General features: G+C 47.0%; 15 protein-coding genes. 5 read left to right on the top strand and 10 right to left on the bottom strand.

Annotated elements, in window-relative coordinates; all coding sequences use genetic code 11:
* Nucleotides 1-125: 125 nt before the first annotated feature.
* The 4 genes from ahcY to V1467_RS17565 form a co-directional block, all read right to left on the bottom strand.
* Nucleotides 126-1,517, bottom strand: coding sequence for an adenosylhomocysteinase (gene ahcY, locus V1467_RS17580; RefSeq protein WP_416306279.1), 1,392 nt, complete (start codon nucleotides 1,515-1,517; stop codon nucleotides 126-128).
* A 131-nt stretch (nucleotides 1,518-1,648) separates the two neighbouring features.
* A complete protein-coding gene (locus tag V1467_RS17575; protein ID WP_416306278.1) occupies nucleotides 1,649-2,446 on the bottom strand; it encodes a cobalamin-binding protein in 798 nt (265 codons plus the stop codon).
* The gene (locus tag V1467_RS17570; RefSeq protein ID WP_416306277.1) at nucleotides 2,443-3,396 is read right to left on the bottom strand and encodes a cobalamin biosynthesis protein CobD/CbiB; all 954 of its coding nucleotides are present in this window, start codon (nucleotides 3,394-3,396) and stop codon (nucleotides 2,443-2,445) included. Before V1467_RS17570 ends, V1467_RS17575 begins: the two co-directional genes overlap by 4 nt.
* The gene (locus V1467_RS17565) at nucleotides 3,393-4,091 is read right to left on the bottom strand and encodes a 5'-methylthioadenosine/adenosylhomocysteine nucleosidase (protein ID WP_416306276.1); all 699 of its coding nucleotides are present in this window, start codon (nucleotides 4,089-4,091) and stop codon (nucleotides 3,393-3,395) included. The genes V1467_RS17570 and V1467_RS17565 overlap by 4 nt, the downstream gene beginning before the upstream one ends.
* 231 nt (nucleotides 4,092-4,322) lie before the next feature.
* Between V1467_RS17565 and V1467_RS17560 the strand changes: the two genes are divergently transcribed.
* A complete protein-coding gene (locus V1467_RS17560) occupies nucleotides 4,323-4,964 on the top strand; it encodes a LiaF domain-containing protein (protein WP_416306275.1) in 642 nt (213 codons plus the stop codon).
* Nucleotides 4,965-5,039: 75 nt separating this feature from the next.
* Here V1467_RS17560 and V1467_RS17555 read toward each other — a convergent pair whose 3' ends face one another.
* From V1467_RS17555 to V1467_RS17530, 6 genes are all read right to left on the bottom strand, one after another.
* Nucleotides 5,040-6,590, bottom strand: coding sequence for a M16 family metallopeptidase (locus V1467_RS17555; protein WP_416306274.1), 1,551 nt, complete (start codon nucleotides 6,588-6,590; stop codon nucleotides 5,040-5,042).
* The gene (locus V1467_RS17550; RefSeq protein WP_416306273.1) at nucleotides 6,587-7,954 is read right to left on the bottom strand and encodes a M16 family metallopeptidase; all 1,368 of its coding nucleotides are present in this window, start codon (nucleotides 7,952-7,954) and stop codon (nucleotides 6,587-6,589) included. The genes V1467_RS17555 and V1467_RS17550 overlap by 4 nt, the downstream gene beginning before the upstream one ends.
* A gap of 151 nt (nucleotides 7,955-8,105) precedes the next feature.
* Entirely contained in the window at nucleotides 8,106-8,684 is a 579-nt protein-coding gene (locus V1467_RS17545; protein WP_416306272.1) for a DUF2726 domain-containing protein, read from the bottom strand.
* A 119-nt stretch (nucleotides 8,685-8,803) separates the two neighbouring features.
* Nucleotides 8,804-9,148, bottom strand: a complete 345-nt coding sequence (locus V1467_RS17540; protein ID WP_416306271.1) for a hypothetical protein — start codon at nucleotides 9,146-9,148, stop codon at nucleotides 8,804-8,806.
* A gap of 143 nt (nucleotides 9,149-9,291) precedes the next feature.
* Nucleotides 9,292-10,386 (bottom strand): Gfo/Idh/MocA family protein, encoded by a 1,095-nt coding sequence (locus V1467_RS17535; RefSeq protein ID WP_416306270.1) that lies wholly within the window; start codon nucleotides 10,384-10,386, stop codon nucleotides 9,292-9,294.
* A 60-nt stretch (nucleotides 10,387-10,446) separates the two neighbouring features.
* The gene (locus tag V1467_RS17530) at nucleotides 10,447-11,682 is read right to left on the bottom strand and encodes an alpha/beta hydrolase-fold protein (protein ID WP_416306269.1); all 1,236 of its coding nucleotides are present in this window, start codon (nucleotides 11,680-11,682) and stop codon (nucleotides 10,447-10,449) included.
* Between the two features lie 231 nt (nucleotides 11,683-11,913).
* On the opposite strand from V1467_RS17530, the gene rssA reads away from it, so the two are divergent.
* From rssA to V1467_RS17510, 4 genes are all read left to right on the top strand, one after another.
* Complete coding sequence (rssA, locus tag V1467_RS17525) at nucleotides 11,914-12,870, top strand: patatin-like phospholipase RssA (RefSeq protein ID WP_416306268.1); 957 nt, start codon at nucleotides 11,914-11,916, stop codon at nucleotides 12,868-12,870.
* A gap of 129 nt (nucleotides 12,871-12,999) precedes the next feature.
* Nucleotides 13,000-14,475 (top strand): efflux RND transporter periplasmic adaptor subunit, encoded by a 1,476-nt coding sequence (locus V1467_RS17520; RefSeq protein ID WP_416306267.1) that lies wholly within the window; start codon nucleotides 13,000-13,002, stop codon nucleotides 14,473-14,475.
* Complete coding sequence (locus tag V1467_RS17515) at nucleotides 14,475-15,197, top strand: ABC transporter ATP-binding protein (RefSeq protein ID WP_416306266.1); 723 nt, start codon at nucleotides 14,475-14,477, stop codon at nucleotides 15,195-15,197. The genes V1467_RS17520 and V1467_RS17515 overlap by 1 nt, the downstream gene beginning before the upstream one ends.
* Nucleotides 15,194-16,423, top strand: coding sequence for an ABC transporter permease (locus V1467_RS17510; RefSeq protein ID WP_416306265.1), 1,230 nt, complete (start codon nucleotides 15,194-15,196; stop codon nucleotides 16,421-16,423). Before V1467_RS17515 ends, V1467_RS17510 begins: the two co-directional genes overlap by 4 nt.
* The last annotated feature ends 34 nt before the right edge of the window (nucleotides 16,424-16,457 follow it).

Genomic DNA, 16,457 nt, shown 5'->3' with positions numbered 1-16,457 from the left:
TCCAGAAACGGAAAACGGCGTAATTTTAACCTGTTATCAGTGTCAAGGCTATGTGGTGATTATTAAAGTAACAATAAAACAGGATGCCGAAGCATCCTGTTTAGTTTACGAATGTAAGTAAGATGTTAGTAACGATACAAGTCTGATTTAAACGGGCCATTAACATCCACATTAATATATTTAGCCTGTGCTTCGGTGAGTTTGGTAATCACGCCACCAAAACCTTGCACCATATAGCGAGCGACTTCTTCATCCAGTTGTTTAGGTAATACTTCGACTGTCATGGCCGCTTGCTGTTGTTCCGGACTCATATTGGCAAAACCTTGTTTGAACAAATGAATTTGCGCCAATACCTGATTAGCGAAAGATCCGTCCATAATGCGCGATGGATGACCAGTGGCATTGCCCAAATTCACCAGACGGCCTTCAGAAAGCAGTAATAAGTGATCGGCCTCCAGCTCACTGCGGTAAATTTTATGGACCTGCGGTTTGATTTCATCCCATCGCCAGTTTTTACGCATAAAGGCGGTATCGATCTCGTTGTCGAAGTGACCGATATTACACACAACCGCACCCGGTTTGAGCGAACGCAGCATATTGGCGTCACACACATTGGAATTACCTGTGGTGGTGACAATCAGATCGGTGTTGGCTAACAGATCGGAATTGATATCCTCCAGTTTGCCGGTGTTATTGCCAAAATTATAAGGTGATACAACTTCAAAACCGTCCATACAGGCTTGCATGGCACAGATGGGATCAATCTCGCTGACTTTGACAATCATGCCTTCCTGGCGTAACGATTGGGAAGAGCCTTTACCTACATCGCCATAGCCCACCACCAGCGCTTTTTTACCCGCCAGCAAATGATCGGTGGCGCGCTTGATGGCATCGTTCAAACTGTGGCGGCAGCCGTATTTGTTATCGTTTTTGGATTTGGTGACGGCGTCGTTCACGTTAATAGCCGGGACTTTCAAACTGCCGTCGCGTAGCATTTCTTCCAGACGATGCACACCTGTGGTGGTTTCTTCGGTGATCCCATGCACATTCTCCAGTACTTGCGGATATTTTTCATGCAACATGGCGGTTAAATCACCACCGTCATCCAGCACCATATTGGCTTGCCAGGGTTGACCGTCTTTGAGAATTGTCTGCTCCAGACACCATTCATATTCTTCTTCAGTCTCACCTTTCCAGGCATAAACCGGTACGCCTGCCGCGACTATGGCTGCGGCAGCATGATCCTGGGTGGAAAAAATATTACAGGATGACCAGCGTACGTTGGCACCCAGATCGACCAGGGTTTCAATCAACACGCCGGTTTGAATAGTCATATGAATGCAGCCAAGGATATTGGCACCAGCCAGCGGTTGTTGATTGCGGTACTTGGCACGGATCGCCATTAGTGCAGGCATCTCGCTTTCGGCAATGGTCAGTTCTTTGCGGCCCCATGCTGCCAATTCCATATTGGCGACTTTGTAGTCGTTGTTGCTTAGTGTGGTGTTGGTTGCTGTCATAGTTACGACCTTTGATTAATGAATATTAAAAGATTATCGGAAGCGATTAGATGTTCATTAGTTTGGAAGAGCAGCATAAAACAACCGTTCAGATTGATCCATGCTGATATCAAGCTGAGTAACATAAATCGTTAGCGAATTTTCTCGCACAATGTATTGAGACCCTCTACTAAGCGAGGGGTAAAACGATGGAGCAAATCCGGGTTAACCTGCACTACTTTCACTTTATGCTTGTGGATCAACGGCGTCCAGCTTTGCCAAAATTGCTGCACTTCGGCCGGAGCGGCTTTTTGCGCGGCGATAATCACTTCAGGCTGGCGCTCGACAACCGCTTCTATACCGACTTCCGGGTAGGCGGCAGAGACGTCGGCAAAGATATTGTCGGCCGAACAGTAGTCCAGCAAATGATTGGCCCACGCACCCTGGCCAATGGTCATTAAAGGTTTGGGCCACATATAGTAGAAAACGCTAAGTCTGGATTGTGCGGCGTAACGTTGTTTTATCTGCTCGAGTTGATGAGAGTATTGTTGGCTAAGTTGTTTGGCGATGTCCATTTGGCCTAATCGCTTACCGAGTTGCATGATCTCGATGGCAATATCGGCAGGCTTTTCCGGATGAGAGTAAAACAGGCTAAAACCGAGACTTTCCAGTCGATTCAAATCTTGTGGTTTGTTTCCACCGCGCCACGCCAGAATCAGATCCGGCTGCAGACGCATGATGGCTTCAAAATCGACTCCCAGATGGCTGGCAACAGAAGGCAGCTTGGCTGCTTCGGCGGGATAATCGCTGAAATCACTGATAGCAAGCAGTTTATCGCCGCTGTTGAGCGCATAAACCAGTTCGGTTAGATGAGGAGATAAACTGATAATCTTTTGCGGTTTTGCCCAACTGACATGGCTAAGCAGTAAAAACAGCGCCAAGTACCTCATAGTAACTTCCTTAATCCATACAGCATCGCGGCGATTAGTAAACTGAACACTAACAAAATAGCCAGTGTTTTATCTAGTGCATTAAGACTACGGCGAATATCCTGAGTTTCGGGTAATCGACTGGCGCCCAGTTTGGCATATCGATATTTTTGACCGCGATACATCACCGGACCACTTAACTGGACTTTCAATCCACCGCCACAGGCAGCCAGGATGGCGGTATGGGTATTGCGGTTTTTACGTTGGCGCAATGCGCGGAATGATCCGCTGATGTTCTCACTTAACATCAGGCCTGCAATCATGATTCTGGCAGGCAACCAGTATAGAAACTGGCTTAGTCGCGCGACTGGCGTACCAAAGTGGCGGTAGCGTTCCAGTTTGGTGTTCCAGTGCAGACTGAATTCGTAAACCAGCCGGTAGCTGATGGCGCCGACTCCACCAAGAGCCAAAAACCAGAACATCACCGCCACATATTGATAGCAATAACGCAGCAATAAGGTTTCGATAGCGGCCTTGCTGATACCGATGACGGACAGTTGCTGGGTTTCGCGCAGACACAAGTATTGCAAGATGTCGCGAGCCAAGGCTTTTTTGTTTCGCTCCAGCGCGTTGGACACTCTGCGAACTCTATCCGTTACAGGTTTGAATTGTAATGCCACCAACAACAGTAATCCGTCAAAAAACAACGGAAATTCAGCCAGTTGGATCAGTATTGTGGCGCCAATAATAAAAGGCAGCAACAGAACAGTAGGGGCCAATGCACCGGCAATTTTCTGTTGAAAGGCGTTGTTATCATTATGATTAACTTTGGCCGCCATTTGTTTGGCGATTAAACGCACAAAGCCCAGCGGATGATATCTATCCGGCCAGGCCCAAAGCCGCTCAACCAGTATTGCTATTAGCAACACCCAAACGGGTTGCAGTTGCGGGGCAAATAACGTTTCGGTCATTTAGCCAGTATTGCAATCATGCCCATAACCAGCTCAGCCGAGTGTTTAGCGGCGATTTCAATATATTGGGTAAAGGACATACTGGAAGTTTTACCGGCAATATCTGATAACGAACGGATCACCACAAAAGGCGTGTCGAGCATAAAGCAGGTTTGTCCGATAGCGGCCCCTTCCATTTCAACTGCGTGCATGTCGGGAAATAAGCCGCGTAACCTTGCAACAGCATCATCACAACCGATAAAGGAATCGCCGGTGCAGATTAGCCCGCGTTTGGTTTTTACGTGCGCCACTTCATGTGCTGCCTGCTCCGCCGCCTGAATCAACTTGTCATCACAGGGAAAAATGGCTGGCATGCCATAAACCTGTCCTCGTTCATAACCAAAATGGGTCACATCCACGTCATGATGTTGCACCGCCGAGGCGACGACCACATCACCAATATTCAGATCGGCATCAAAGCCACCTGCAGAGCCGGTATTCACTACATAATCAGGAGCAAAACGATCAATCATCACGGTGGTAGCAACTGAGGCGGCTACTTTACCGATACCGCACTTCACCACTACCACTTCAACATTATGTAAAGTGCCAGAAAAGAAGGTTAAATGCGCCCAATGGCTGATGCTGATGTTGTCCAGGGTGGATTGCAGCAGGGCGACTTCCTGATCCATGGCGCCCAGAATTCCGATTTTCATATTGGTTACTCTATATTTTGCAAGATAATTTATCTGTAATGATTAAGCGCGCTAGTTTACCTTTAAATGGCAGTAATTCGTATAATTCGCTAATAATTGGTGTTATTCACCGTCGCAGGCAAAGATTAAATTTATAACTTGCTGTTATTTAAGGTTTTTTATTTTGGTATATGGATTGCTTCAAATGTCCTACTCAACTTATGCTGGTCAACCACATTGCAGGGAACCCATATGGCCGTTAAATTAACCGACAGACCCATAGAAAAATTGCGTGAAGAAGTCATCGATCAATTGATTATGAATTACAGTCATGGACAAATCTCACTGGAAGCATTTGAACGGCGGCTGGATATTGCCAATCAAAGTGATGACCATCAAACATTAGCCGTCCAGGTGGAAGATTTGACGTTAACGGTAGATGAGTCCTATACCGAAACAAAAAACGAAACCTTTTCTGCCCGTTATACCCCAGGTGACACCGTTGAACAGGAGCAAATCACCAATATCCTCAGTAGTAACAAGCGTGGCGGTATTTGGGATGTACCCAAAGAGCTGAAATGTTTCAGTTTGCTGGGTAATATGGTGATTGATTTGACCCAAGCCAGATTCACTCACCCAACTGTGCGTATCAACTTGTTAAGCGTCCTGTCAGATGACACCATTTATGTGCCCGATAACGTCAATGTCATACTCCGTACCTCCAATGTGCTAGGCAGTACTGATACTACACTGGACGGAAAAAGCGATCCGGCCGCCCCTACAGTCATTATTGAAGGCCGATGTATTCTGGCCAGTACCAGCGTCAAGATGAAGCGTACAGTCAAACAGCGGTTTATCGACTTCGCCGAACAACTGAAAACCATGCTGAATTAACATTCTGTTGCTGCAGCAATAAAAAGCCGATACAAGGTCTTTCCTCTATCGGCTTTTTTAGTTAACTACAACGGGTTATTGGAAGGTATCGGCCGAGGGCACCAGGGTAACCTTTTTCACATTCAGTGGGTAACGGGCAATTTCAGCATCCTCCGCTAATACTTCTTGCGGCAAACCGGATTTAACCAGATTGGAATAGGTCATCGGTGATGGCGTGTTATTTAACAGGCTATCTGCCAGCGGCTGGGCTTCGCTTTTATCGGTGACGATGGTGACGAACAGATTGTCGGTCTGCCAATACTTGCGGATAGCAGTATTCACCTGTTCAAGGGTGGTTTTGGCCAGCAGTTTATCCATCGCAGCCAGATAGTTATCACGGCCATAAAAATGCGAATCCATTAACCAACCCAGTTGCTGCTCGGCGCTTTGTGCATAGAGTTTAATGTAGCTGCGCAAAAAGGTTTTGGTGGCGTCGAATTCTTGCTTGTCCATACCGTTTTTTATTAGCAGATCGAATTCGCGTAGTGCCAGACGCAGGGCGAAATGAGCATGGCCGATGTTGATATCAGATAACTCCTGATATTGGGCTTTTAGTTGCTCGGCAATTTGTACCGGCCGGATCCAGATTGACCAGTAATTGGATGCACGCGGCACGCCTGCTGGTGGCAGCTGATTGCGCCCGCCATTGTCATACCATTCAATATAGGAATAATCGCCGTAATTCATCGAGCGGGTTTGGCGGATTTTTTGATACAAACGCGAATAGGATTTGCGATGCTCGCCCATCCAGGAGTTAGCGATCATCAACGCAGCGAAGTCATCATCGGCACGGGTGATAGGTAAAGGCGCGCCGGTGAATATGGCCGAACCAAACGCGCCGTCTTTGGCGATGATTTCCACTTCAATACCCTTAGCCTGATTGGCTTTGGATGGCGTTGCCGGTGTAAACGCCGAGTCAGAAAGTTGGGCGAGATCGGCTTTTAACTTGGTCAGCAGCGTATCATCGTAATTGCCGGCAATTCCTAACGAGACGTTATGGCGGGTAAAGGCTTGTTGATAAAACGTTTTAATATCGGCTAAGCCGATATTTTTGACCGATGCCGATGTACCTTGCAATAAATGCTGCATATTGCCGCCCCGGAACAATAAATCTTCCAACGCGAATTTACTGTAATCTTCGTCCGAGGAGGCTCGTACAACCTGATCCACATAGTTCTGCTGGTTCTTCATCACCCGTTCGAAATCGCTTTCTGTAAAATCCGGCGCAAGCAGTACATTTTTGACTAGCGGATAGAACTGATCAATAAATTTGCTGGGTACCTGAAAGGTAAAGGTAACTACTTGTTTATCTGCATTGGCGCTATAACTGGCCGCCCAAGGGTAGATTTTATCCTGAATATCGGCGTAACTCATACCGCCGGCGCCACCTTGTGTCATTAGCGATGCGGTCGCATAGGTTAATCCGGCTAATTCAGCAGGATCGGATACCGAGCCATTCTCAAATCGAACCTTGATTACCACTTTATTGGAATTGGGTTGTTTCAGTTCGACGACATCCAGCGCCTGTGCCTGGACTGTAAAAAGCAGTACCAGCAGTACAATGGTATTTTTTAGTAATGTGTTCATTGTAAAGCTCCTTGTTCGTCTTCGCTGATAGTGGCGATGGTCAGTCGGGTCGGGTCAAAATATCTGTTTGCCACCATTTTGACATCCGCTTCACTCACATCGTCATATAACGCATAGAGTCGATTGATGGATTCGGGATCGCCGGTTAGTTGAATATAGTGGCTTAGCGATTGGGCAATAGCAGTTGGTGTGTCGATGCTCATGGCAAAACTGTATTTCAGGTTGGATTTGGTGCGCTGCAATTTAACCGGATCGACGCCTTCAGTTTGCACTTTGGCAATGGCTTTTTCGATTTCATCCTTCACATAAGGCATATCGTCTTTATTTACCATGGATACCTGAATACTGAACAGGTTAGGGTCACGGCTATCCTGCGCCCCGCCGCCGATAAAGCGGACTTTCTGCTCATCAATCACCAGTTTTTTATATAAATCCGAGGTGGGTGAAAAGACCATTGATGACAACACATCCAAAGCCGGCATATCGATTTGTTTATCACTAAACGCCGGACCTTTGTAATTCATACTGAAATAAGGCGGAATAGAGCCGTTTTGCAAGTGGGTATAACGGGTTTCGGTCTGCTGCGGTTCCGTCGGCACTTTGGATACATAGCTGCCATGTTGCCAGTCACCGAAGTATTTTTCGGCCAGGTCATTAACCTGTTTGGCGGTGACATCACCCACCACCAGAATGGTGTTGTACTCGGGACGATAGTAGCGATCAAAAAAGGTTTTGGAATACTCATACTGATTGGGCATATCGACGATATCTTTAAAATACCCCATGGTGGTGTGTGAGTAGGTATGGGTAGTAAAAGCGGTCTCGGACAGTTTTTCGTTAATTTGGCTATACGGGCTGGCAAAGTTTTTGGTGTACTCACCTTTTACCGCGCCAGCTTCGGTTTTAAATTCATGTTCCGAGTAATTCAGGTTCTGGAAACGATCGGCTTCCAGTTCAAACATCAGTTCCAGTTTTTCGGCATTGCCGGTCATATGGTACTCGGTCCGATCCTGACTGGTATTGGCGTTGGCCGCTGCACCGGTGGATTTTAACGCCGCGCTGTAAGCTTCTTTGGGGTATTTGTCGGTGCCGCGGAACATCATATGTTCAAAGAAATGGGCAAAACCGGTCACGCCGGGCTCCACTTCATTACGTGAGCCAACCCGGGTAATGATGTAAAACGCCGCCAGTCCGGGCGAATCAAACGGCACGGTTACCACATTCAAACCATTAGCCATTTTGTGCTGGTAAATAGGATAGGGCAGAATGTTACCGCTATCGGTTGCTGCCGTCTGGGTTTTTATACCGGTGCTACAGGCACTCAACATCATTCCAGTGACGAAGGCGAATATAAGCTTTTTCATTATTAATTTTCCCGCTAAATAATCGAAGCTGTCAGTCTGGCGCAAAATAAGCGGGAATTAAAGCAAGGTCAGAAAATAGAATGTAAGCGGAATTGTAAACGTTCAGGACAAGCAGATGCCATTTGCTGGCATCTGCCGAGTTTGCATCTGATTAGGCTGCTACCGGGCGACGTAAACCGGTTTTTTTATCTTCCTGATAACCTGTCGTGCCTTTAATTATTGGCTCTTTAGGTGTTTTATAACGCATGGGGGCCAATTTAGCATCAATGCATTCGCGAATATCCTGGGGCTTATAACCGGATTTAACTTTGATGCGCAGATGCGGAATTTTGGCCGCATCCAGAGAGCTGCTAACAAACCAGTCGCGCTGCGTTTTATAGCCTTCCTTGCCATTGTCGTGAACCAAATCAATCGCCACCACAGGGCTTAAATCGTTCTTGTCGCACAGCACAAAATCCAGTTGTTTGGCGTTGGCGCGACTTAATGCGGTTTGTGAGGTTTTTTTGTCAGTGCCCTGGCGAATCGATAAAATATCGGCCAGCTTCACGCGACAGATAATCCGGTACTGGTTACCCACAGCTACATCGAGTAAAGAAAGGAAGTTTCTTTCTACCGGGGTGAATAAATTGGTTTTCTTACGAAACGGAAAGGCCAGTCCGGTATCATTAAATTTAATGGCGACCACTGCCACAATAATTAGCATGATCATCAGCACGATTGCCAGTTCCATAAATTATCCTCTTCAATAGACGAATGTCAGAAATTTGACCGTCGGGGTCAGGTGAAGAAAATAATGCAAAGAAGGTGCCAGCCAATCTGAGCTGGCGATATTCTGTTTGAAGCGATGATTTACGCGGCTGGGGAGGACTGTTTAACCAGAATATCGATTTGGGTACCCTGACCGTCTACCGACAGGACGACAATTTTTTGCCCCTGTTCGAATTGTAACACTCGCCGTCCTTTTAACATCTCGTCACTACCCGGGTTACCTAGTTGTTGCAGATAAAAATCGGCCGTTTCGTCTATCCCGCTATTGGCGTGATAACTAAGTGTGGCAGGCAGTTTGTCATTAAAAGTCTGGCAAAAACGCGCATCGGGGTATAAAGGGGTTTGAAAGAAGTCCGTCGGACAGCCCGTTTCCGCAACAGCTGGACCACTGAGCAGCAGTCCGGCAAATAGTAAGCTGTTTTTCATATGATGAACCTCAATCAAAAAATAGTTATCCCTGTTAGAGCTTAACTATAGTGGGCGAAGGGAGGAGCGGCAATAGCCAAGAGCCGTTGACAGGTATACCACCCGCTTATTGGGTATATTTCCGGGCGACGATTGCACGCCGATCAGATGACCATGCGTTTACCATTCTTGGCCGCAGCAAATATTTTCTCCACAATATGAATATCGCGTTGGCCTTCCTCTCCGGTGACCAGACTGGGACCCTGACCCAAAATAGCGAGAGAATCGTTATCCATTTGCCGGGCCTGCTGGTTACCGGCAAAAGGTGTCCAGATTTTACCTTTGCTATCTTTGCCTGTTACCCCACTATAAGATTGCATAGGGGCCAACTGATACCAGCCCTTTTCGCAGTTCACCCTGAGTTGATTAAAGCTTTTCACTACACTGGTGGCACAATCGGCTATCAATTCATCTGGAAATTCCAGGGTGAAATAGGTGGTCTCGTCGACTTCGGTAAAAATATCAGGATGGCTTTTTTCGTGCCGGGCGGTGACAGCCACAGGCTCCAGACCGCTAATAAAACGCGCTCCATTCAAAGGATAAACGCCCATGTCGTACATGGCGCCGCCACCCATATGTTTTTGCATACGCCAGTAATCAGGATCGGCACCGTTACCGGCGTATCCGGCCTGGCTAATCAACCCTGTGGGTTCGCCAAAGGGACGTTGTTGATGATATTGCATTATGGCACGGGTGTTGGGTTCATGCTGCATCCGGTACCCCACCGCCAGTTTAACCTTGTTTTTATTGCAGGCATCAATAATGCGCTGGCATTGCCCCACAGTCATAGCCATGGGTTTTTCACACCACACATGTTTACCTGCATTGGCGGCTATTTCAGCGTACTTTAAATGCAGGCCCGTGGGGACCACGATATAGATGACATCGATGTCGGGATTGTTGGCGATTTCATGCATGTTGTCGTAGTTATACACATTTTTATCGGCAATACCGTAACGTTGTTGCCAAACCGGAATTTTTTCCGGACTGCCGGTGACGATGCCGCGCAATTCGCAAAATTCGGTCAGTTGCAAAGCAGGAGCCAGTAAATCTCGGCTGTAGTAACCTAGCCCTACCAGCGCGACACCCAACTTTTTATTGGACAGTGCGTGGGTATATCCCGGTAACGCAGAACTAGCAGCCAAAGCTAATCCGGCACTGCTCCACTGTATAAAACGACGACGACTGAGGTTTTGCATGATCGTAATCCTGTTTCTTCGACTGTTGAGTCTTGTAGGTTATGCGGTTAATTTATTTAACTATAGTCGGTTAAACTGACTCAACTGGTTATTGAATTGCTCCACCAGTACCGGGTGAAACTGTTTTGCCAAATATATTGCCTTTTCAGCGTATTTAATCGCTTTTTGCTTGTCGTTAGTCAGGTGATAAATCTTGGCCAATCTCATATGTGCGTTGGCTGAATTTGGATAATAATCAATCGTAAGATTAAGCATATCAATAGCTTGTGCATACTTGCTGGCTTTTTCAAATATTGTCACCAGACCTAATAAATGATCATTGAAATTGTAGCCGTCTTCTGCAGGGTAAACATCAAATCCATATACCGTCGAGCGACGCTGATATTCTTGTTTAAGTGTCTTGGCAGGATCTGCAGAGGTAGATACCGTGGGCGAATACATGATCTGGTTATAGGGAAAGATCAACCGAAATCCCCGCCTTAATCCTGCTAAAGACATAAGATAGTGCTCTTCATTATTTAACACGTCGATTTGGCTTATGACATTAGATTTAGATACTTTTCCCAGCTTATTTATCGCGTCGTCAAATGCACGTTGAACGTATTGACTGGATTCAAGGTCGCTGTCTGCTCTGCCCATATATAAGACAGTTTCTGGATAGCCGGGATCTTTAATTCGGCTAATTAGTTCATCAATTAATCGAGTGTCTTTTTCAGGGGGCCATTCAAAGTGAGTTGCTAGGGCGATATAAGCGCGAAACAGTCCTGGCTCATTGAGAAATGCGTCAAATACGACGCCGTTAGTTGGTGACAGTCCCACCAAAGTGCGATGGGAATTGGCGCGGTAGTGTTGTGCGATATAAGGAATCAACTCGTTTTTTAAAAAACGCACATATTTGTCCGGTTGCCCTCCGTGCAACCGCACGGCCATATTCTTTCGATGCTCAAATGTCCCCGCCTCAATACCTACGACAATAGAGGATGGCATGTGGCTTCGCCTGGCCATGAAGGTGCTAATGGATCGGGTGGCATCGAATAGATAGTCCCCTTCTAATACGTAGACAACAGGATAGCTATGCTCTTCCTCCAAGTATTTATCCGGTAAGGATACAGAAATTGATATGTTCATTTCGCCAGCGAATACGGATGAACGAAATGTGTAGGATTTGCCGACCACAATAGGTGAGTCGACTGCAGTGTTATCTGGATCTGAATCGATATTGTCTGGTTGGGCCTGTACACCCCCACACAAAATCATTAACGTCACGACGGCGATTACAATACTTGTCGGCTTCATTATTGTTACATCCTTGCAGTTTATTGTTGATAAATTGAACAGTCAGGGAGTATTGAAGCTGCCACTGTGTTTATCAACAACAAGACGTTTAGCAGAGTAATATAAACGGTGAATGACACATTCAACGTTTAATCCTGTTTTGGCGCGATACTGCGATTAGATGGTGCTGGCTTGTGCAAGTCAGTTATCATGCTGCTAAACGAATAATGTATTTCTCAATAAGGAGTCTGGATGAGTAAAAAAATCGGTTTGGCGTTGGGAAGTGGTGCCGCTCGTGGTTGGGCGCATATTGGTATTATTGAGGCGTTGCAGGAGCTGGGGATTGAGTTTGATATTGTGGCCGGTTGTTCGATTGGTGCTTATGTCGGAGCGGCTTTTGCTAACGATAAATTGCCTGAATTGAAGGAGTGGGTGAGTAGTTTTACCGAATGGCAAGTGGCTGGTTTATTAGGTGTAGGATTCCAGCGTGGTGGATTAATTTCCGGTGAAAAAGTCTTTACTAAACTGGCGGAGGACTTTGTACCTAAAGATATCCAGCAATTACACAAGCGCTTTGGTGCAGTGGCAACTGATTTGTATCGGGCCCGCGAAGTGTCTTTTACCGATGGTGATGTGGTCGAAGCGGTACGGGCATCCTGCTCGATTCCGGCTGTTTTTCCAGCTCACTGGTATCGTGGAACCTGGCTGGTGGATGGCGCGGTGGTAAATCCGGTGCCGGTGTCTCTTTGCCGTCAGATGGGCGCTGATATTGTGATTGCAGTTAACCTGAATTCCAATTTTTATTCAGCCTATGAAGATCAACTGGAAGAAGATCAAAAATCCAGTGAAGATCAATTTTCTAATTTTTTAAGCAAGAGCAAAAGTGTGGTTGCGCAATGGTGGGGTGATGAAAGTCGCCAAAAAGATGTCGAAGAGCAGAAAACACCGATTGGAGAAGGTGATAATCTTAACTTACCCCGCCCCAAAAAATCCCCCACCATGATTGGCACCATGTCCGGTGCACTGGATATTATGCAGGATCGGGTCACTCGTTCTCGTTTAGCTGGCGAGCCACCCGATATCTTGCTTGAGCCTCAGCTGGGGCGTGTAGGCATTATGGAGTTTCATCGAGCTGAAGAACTGATCGATGAAGGCCGGGCTAATGTCGAACGACTGGCACAGCAAATTAAATACCGGTTGGGGTTGTAAGACGGTTTTAGCGATGGTTATTTACTGAAACAGATTCCGTCGCTGGCTTTACAAAAATCTGACAGTATTGTCGTATAATTCGTGATTTAATCGCACTCCTGTTAAGTCTTGAATTTGAATATGCTGTCTATGAACAAGCTGTCTGTAACAAAAATATTGGTCTTGTTTGCGATCTTCGCTGTGGTGATTTGGTGGTTTATTGAGCCGCAGCAAACCGAGCAACAAATTAAGTACCATACTCAGCCTTTGTCGTTGGGCAATATTGAAAGCACTGTCAACTCGTCAGGTGCTATATCGCCGGTGGTAACAGTTGATGTGGGCTCTGAATTATCTGGCCTGATTTCCCAATTGAATGTCGATTTTAACGATGTTGTTACCAGCGGCCAGGTGATTGCCCGTATTGATGATCGCACAGTGCAATCCCGCCTTAAACAGAGTGAAGCTGACTTGGCGTCGTCCCAGGCGTCATTAGCGCAGCTAAAGGCGGCTTTGGTCAAGGCCAAAGCCGAAGAAGCGCTGGCGGAGCGGGAATTTCAACGTACCCGCGAGCTGCGCAGTAAAAATCTGGTCAGTGAATCGGAACTGGATATCAGCGAAACCGCCTATGAACTGACCAAGGTAAGCATTGATACGGCTAAGGCCGCCATTCTGGTCGGCGAATCTAAAGTACTGCAATCACAGTCGAGTCTGGAACAGGTCAAACTGGATCTGGATCGGACTTATATTCGTTCGCCTGTCGATGGTGTGATTATTGACCGTCAGGTAGATAAAGGGCAGGCGGTATCGGCCAGCTTATCCGCACCGGTATTATTTTCGATCGCCCAGGATTTGGTCAAAATGCAGATAGAAGCCGATGTGGATGAGGCTGACATCGGTAGGATCAAACAGGGGCAAGCGGTTAAATTTACCGTGGATGCCTTCCCTGAACGTAAATTTACCGGTGTCGTTTCTCAGGTACGTAAAGCGGCTACGGTGACCAACAATGTTGTTACCTATAAAGTTATTATCAGTTTGGAAAACAAGGATCTACTGCTGCTACCCGGGATGACGGCTAATGTGGATATCATTCTGGGGCAGCGCAGTAACGTATTGCGAGTGGCAAATTCGGCGTTACGTTTTAGCCCTGAAAATCAGACTGCCAGCAATGATATTGGCCCGGATATATCTGATCGGGTTGAGCTGCTATCGGAAAAATTGGGGCTGGATACCGCTCAGCAGGGCAAGCTGGAAAAAGTAATGACTTCCATGCAGCAATCCATGCAGGAAATACGCAGTTCACGCTCTGCTATGCCTGGTCCACCACCGGATACGCGCGAAATGATGAAAAAAGTTCGCAGTCAAACAGACAGAGAATTAAAAAGCTTTTTGACTCCTGAACAAATGGAACAATATCAGGCGTTTAATCAACAGCGTCGTAAAGCCTTTGCCGGTGGCGACAAAGATGCTGAATATTCGCGAGGCACAGTGTGGGTGTTAAGAGATGGCCAGCCACATAAAGTCAATGTACGGGTAGGTATTGCTGATCTGGAATACAGCGAGATTGTCAGTGACCAATTACAGGGTGGTGATCCGGTGATTGTGCGCGCACAAAGGATCGGCGGCTAATGTCTGAGGTATTGATCAAGGTACAGCAGGCAAAAAAGGTCTATCACATGGGTGAAGAGAGTGTGTGGGCCTTAAAAGGTGTCGATCTGGAAATTAAACAGGGTGAGTTCGTGGCCATTATGGGACCATCCGGTTCCGGTAAATCGACCATGATGAATCTGCTTGGCTGCTTGGATATTGCCAGTGAGGGACATATTTCACTAGATGGGGTGGAACTGTCCAAACTGGACAAAAACCAGTTGGCAACCATTCGTAACCAGCGCATCGGTTTTGTGTTCCAACAATTTAATTTACTGGCGCGTACTACCGCACTGGATAATGTGACTTTACCTTTATTGTATTCTCAGGTGCCCGAGTCAGAATGGCCGCAGCGGGCCAAGGAGTGTCTTGAATTAGTTGGGTTGGGATCACGCATGGGGCATCACCCGTCACAGCTTTCCGGTGGCCAGCAGCAGCGGGTGGCGATTGCCCGCGCTCTGGTGAACAAACCTGTGATGATTCTGGCTGATGAACCTACCGGTGCGCTGGATACCCAAACCGGGCTAGAAGTGATGGGGTTGTTTCAACAACTGAATCGTCAGGGCAAAACTATTATTCTGGTCACTCATGAACCGGATATTGCCGAGTTTGCCAGCCGTAATTTGATCTTTCGGGATGGTGAGTTGGTGGCTGATGAAGTCAATCCGTCGCCTCGCCAGATTGCTCAGCAGGATTTATCATGAAAATCGTGATTTTACTCAAAACCGCTATGACGGCGTTGCGGGTTAATATGTTGCGCAGTTTTTTAACCATGTTGGGTATTATTATTGGCGTGTCGGCGGTGATTATCATGGTGGCCATGGGCGCCGGTGCCCAACAACAGGTTGATAACCAGATTAAATCCCTCGGGGGTAATGTGTTTTTCGTCACCGGCTCGTTTCGATCCAGTGGTGGAGCGCGTTCTGCCTCAGTGGTACGAATTAATGAAGATGATGCCAATTTAATTGAAAAACAGATACCCGGGGTGAAAGCCGCAGCACCTTATTTGTCTTCTAATGGTCAGGTGATCTACGGCAATTTGAACTGGTCTACCGGCTTAAACGGGATTGATAACCGTTATTTTCAGGTTCGCGACTGGCTGATTTCTTCTGGACGTCAATTTACTGCCCAGGAAATAAAAAGCGGCGCCAAAGTGGCAATTATTGGTGAACGGGTGCGCAAGGAACTGTTTGGTATCAGTGATCCTGTGGGCCAAACCATCCGGGTGCAGAATTTCAATGTCTCGGTGATTGGTGTTCTGGCGGAAAAGGGACAAGACGCGCGTGGTGAGGACCAGGATGATGTGATTTTCCTGCCGATTAAAACCGTGCGTACCAAAATTACCGGTATTGATTCGACTAATCCCAAGTCGGTACGCTTTATACAAGTGGGCGTGTACGACGGTGAAGATATGGACTATATCGAGCAACAGATGACGGAACTATTGCGTCAACGGATGCGTATTCCGGCTAACGGAGAGGATATGTTCCGTATCCGTAATGTGTCGGAAATGATTGCCACGCGCGCTGAAACCATGCAGGTGTTTAACACTTTGTTGGCCTGGGTGGCGTCAGTGAGTCTGGTGGTGGGCGGGATTGGCATTATGAATATCATGCTGGTGTCGGTGACTGAACGCACCCGTGAAATTGGTCTGCGCATGGCGGTAGGGGCCAAGCCGGCCGATATCTTACGCCAGTTTTTAATTGAATCTATCGTGTTGTGCGGCTTGGGAGGTGCAATTGGGGTATTAATTGCCTACGGATTTGTCTTTCTGGGCAATAACTATGGCATTGGTGCCGGTGGGGTGATTAATCCTGATGTGGTAATGATGAGTCTGGGTTTTTCGGCCATGATTGGTATCTTTTTTGGTTATTACCCCGCTCTGAAAGCGTCCAGACTGGAGCCGATTGATGCCCTGCGCTACGAATAAACTGTAGAAATGTAGAGTCAGATTGAATCATCCC

Origin of the sequence: Neptunicella plasticusilytica (genome assembly GCF_047922965.1) — a bacterium.
Classification (GTDB): domain Bacteria; phylum Pseudomonadota; class Gammaproteobacteria; order Enterobacterales; family Alteromonadaceae; genus Neptunicella; species Neptunicella plasticusilytica.
Note: the sequence above shows the minus strand (reverse complement) of the source record. Positions and strands in the feature narration are given on the sequence as shown.

What these genes read in the sequence shown, in the direction of transcription:
- V1467_RS17510 (WP_416306265.1), top strand. Translation starts at nt 15,194, where the DNA reads ATGAAAATCGTGATTTTACTCAAAACCGCTATGACGGCGTTGCGGGTT.
- rssA (WP_416306268.1), top strand. Translation starts at nt 11,914, where the DNA reads ATGAGTAAAAAAATCGGTTTGGCGTTGGGAAGTGGTGCCGCTCGTGGT.
- V1467_RS17520 (WP_416306267.1), top strand. Translation starts at nt 13,000, where the DNA reads ATGAACAAGCTGTCTGTAACAAAAATATTGGTCTTGTTTGCGATCTTC.
- V1467_RS17540 (WP_416306271.1), bottom strand. Translation starts at nt 9,148, where the DNA reads ATGAAAAACAGCTTACTATTTGCCGGACTGCTGCTCAGTGGTCCAGCT.
- V1467_RS17545 (WP_416306272.1), bottom strand. Translation starts at nt 8,684, where the DNA reads ATGGAACTGGCAATCGTGCTGATGATCATGCTAATTATTGTGGCAGTG.
- V1467_RS17555 (WP_416306274.1), bottom strand. Translation starts at nt 6,590, where the DNA reads ATGAACACATTACTAAAAAATACCATTGTACTGCTGGTACTGCTTTTT.
- ahcY (WP_416306279.1), bottom strand. Translation starts at nt 1,517, where the DNA reads ATGACAGCAACCAACACCACACTAAGCAACAACGACTACAAAGTCGCC.
- V1467_RS17560 (WP_416306275.1), top strand. Translation starts at nt 4,323, where the DNA reads ATGGCCGTTAAATTAACCGACAGACCCATAGAAAAATTGCGTGAAGAA.
- V1467_RS17535 (WP_416306270.1), bottom strand. Translation starts at nt 10,386, where the DNA reads ATGCAAAACCTCAGTCGTCGTCGTTTTATACAGTGGAGCAGTGCCGGA.
- V1467_RS17515 (WP_416306266.1), top strand. Translation starts at nt 14,475, where the DNA reads ATGTCTGAGGTATTGATCAAGGTACAGCAGGCAAAAAAGGTCTATCAC.
- V1467_RS17550 (WP_416306273.1), bottom strand. Translation starts at nt 7,954, where the DNA reads ATGAAAAAGCTTATATTCGCCTTCGTCACTGGAATGATGTTGAGTGCC.
- V1467_RS17565 (WP_416306276.1), bottom strand. Translation starts at nt 4,091, where the DNA reads ATGAAAATCGGAATTCTGGGCGCCATGGATCAGGAAGTCGCCCTGCTG.
- V1467_RS17530 (WP_416306269.1), bottom strand. Translation starts at nt 11,682, where the DNA reads ATGAAGCCGACAAGTATTGTAATCGCCGTCGTGACGTTAATGATTTTG.
- V1467_RS17575 (WP_416306278.1), bottom strand. Translation starts at nt 2,446, where the DNA reads ATGAGGTACTTGGCGCTGTTTTTACTGCTTAGCCATGTCAGTTGGGCA.
- V1467_RS17570 (WP_416306277.1), bottom strand. Translation starts at nt 3,396, where the DNA reads ATGACCGAAACGTTATTTGCCCCGCAACTGCAACCCGTTTGGGTGTTG.